At 75.0% G+C, this 2,474-nt stretch carries 2 protein-coding genes; both read right to left on the reverse strand.

Annotated features, from left to right (window positions below; translation table 11 throughout):
• Positions 1–1,365 (reverse strand): 2Fe-2S iron-sulfur cluster-binding protein (locus tag VI078_12900; protein HEY6000179.1); only part of this gene is annotated, 1,365 nt, incomplete at its 3' end.
• Positions 1,353–2,474, reverse strand: a 1,122-nt coding sequence (locus tag VI078_12905) for an NADH-ubiquinone oxidoreductase-F iron-sulfur binding region domain-containing protein (GenBank protein ID HEY6000180.1), incomplete at its 5' end; no start/stop codon positions are given. The genes VI078_12900 and VI078_12905, both read right to left, overlap by 13 nt.

Here is a 2,474-nt window from a genome sequence, read left to right on the forward strand (position 1 = left end):
CGCGGCGTCGTCGAGGCCGGTCGCCGCGGGGCTGGCGACGAAGAGCGGTCCGCGTCGGCCCTGGGTGAAGCGGCGCAGCGGCTCGCCGCGCCAGGGGGGGATGCCGCTGCGCACGGCGTCCTCGAGCGGCGCCTGCATCGCGCACTGGCGGAGCGCGAGCGCCAGCAGCGGCGCGGTCTGCGTGAAGTCCTCGCCGAGGACGAGGGCGGCGTCGGCGCCGGCCGCCTCGCGCAGCGTCGGCGTGCGGGCGGGGCCCCGGCGCACAATGCGGGCCGCGAGCGCGACCAGCCGGTGCTCGCGGGCCGCCATGCCGGCGAAGAACCGCTCCGGCCCGACGAGACGGCGCAGCGCGTAGTTCGCCTCGAGGGAGGCGCGCGGCGAGCCGATGCCGATCACGTTCGCGCCGAAATGCAGGCGGGCGCGCAGCCATGCCTCGACCGCCGCCGGGGCGGTCGCCACGGCCTCGGCGCCGCGGCCGGCGCGCAGCAGCGGGCGGCGCACGCGGCGCGCGTCGTTGACGAACTCGTTGCCGAAGCGGCCCCGGTCGCAGAGGAAGAAGCCGTTGACCTCGCCGTGGTAGCGGTTGCGCACGCGGCGCAGGACGCCGCCTCGCGCCCCGACGATCGTGTTGCAGCCCACGCCGCAGTGGGGGCAGATCGACGGCGCGGTGGCGAGGTCCCAGGGGCGCACGTAGCGCGCCTTGAAGGTCTTGTCGGTGAAGACGCCGGTCGGGCAGATCTCGACGAGGTTGCCGGCCAGGCCGCTCGCGAGCGCCCCGTCGCGGTGGCGGCCGAAGAAGAGGTTGCGGTGCGCGCCGAAGACGTCGAGGTCCGTCCCCCCGGCGAAGTCCCGGTAGAAGCGCACGCAGCGGAAGCACTGGATGCAGCGGTTCATCTCATGGTTGACGAAGGGGCCGAGGTCCTGGCTGCGGTGGGTGCGCTTGTCGAAGCGGTAGCGCCGCCGGACGTGCCCCGTGAGGACGGTCATGTCCTGGAGGTGGCACTCGCCACCCTCGTCGCAGACCGGGCAGTCGTGGGGGTGGCCGGCCATCAGCCACTCGCTGACCGCGGCGCGGAAGGCGCGTGCCTCCGGGTCGGCAATCGACACGCGCAGTCCCTCGGCGACCGGCGTTTCGCAGGACATGACGATCGTCCCGGCCGCGTCGTGCTCGTCGCGGAAGACCTTGACCGCGCATTGCCTGCAGGCCCCCACCGAGTGCAGCGCCGGGTGCCAGCAGAAGTACGGGATCTCGAAGCCGAGAGAGAGGCAGGCCGCAAGCAGGTTCTGCCCCGCGGGGACGCGGTGTGGCGCCCCGTCGACCAGGATCGTGACCTGCGCCGCGGACGGCGGGCCTAGCGCTTCCACGGGCAGCCTCCCTCCCGGACGTGGCGCTCGAAGTCCCCGCGGAAGAGCGCGAGCGCGCTGCGCAGCGGCTCCATCGCCCCCGGCGCGTGCGCGCAGAACGTGCGGCCGGGCCCGAGCAGCCGCGTGTGCTCCTCGAGCACCGCCAGGTCCTCCATCGTGCCGTCGCCGCGTTCGAGGGCGGCGAGGATGCGCTCGACCCAGGCCAGCCCCTCGCGGCAGGGCGTGCACCAGCCGCAGGACTCCCGCGCGAAGAAGCGCTCGAGGCTCAGGAGCGTCCCCACCGGGCAGGTGCGGTCGTCGAGCACGACGACGGTGCCGGTGCCGAGGCGGCTGCCCGCCTTCTGCACGGAGTCGAAGTCCAGCGCGACATCGAGGTGCTCCGCCGGCAGGAACTCCGTGGAGGCGCCGCCGGGCAGCACCGCGCGCAGCGCGAAGCCCTCGCGCATGCCGCCGGCGCGCTCCTCGAGCAGTTCCCGCAGCGGCGTCCCCATCGGCAGCTCCCAGGCGCCGGGGCGGCGCACACGACCGCTGACCGCGTAGATCTTCGTGCCGCCTTCGGCGCCGCGGCCGAGGGCGCGGTACCACTCCGGCCCGTTGCGCACGATCCCGGGGACGTTGCAGAGCGTCTCGACGTTGTTGACGACGGTCGGCCGCCCCCAGAGGCCGCTGACCTGCGGGTGGGGCGGCTTCTCCCGCGGCACCGGGCGGCGCCCCTCCAGCGCGTTGAGCAGCGCGGTCTCCTCGCCGCAGATGTAGCGCCCCGCGCTCACGTGCAGCCGCAGATCCACGCGCACCCCGGTCCCGAGGACGTCGGGTCCGAGGGCGCCGCGCCCATACGCCGCCGCGATGGCGCGCTCGAGCGCCTCCTGCGCCGCGGCGTAGCCCTGGCGCAGGAAGAGGATGGCCTCCCCGGCGCCGATCGCGAAGGCCGCGAGCACCATCCCCTCGAGCAGCAGGTGCGGCGCGCGCTCCATCAGCACGCGGTCCTTGAAGGAGCCGGGCTCCATCTCGTCGGCATTGCAGACGAGGTACCTGGGGCCGGGCGCGCCCCGGGGCACGAAGCTCCATTTCTTCCCGGTCGGGAAGCCGGCGCCGCCGCGGCCGCGCAG

Source organism: bacterium, assembly GCA_036524115.1.
In the GTDB taxonomy this organism is placed as follows: Bacteria; JAUVQV01; JAUVQV01; order JAUVQV01; family DATDCY01; genus DATDCY01.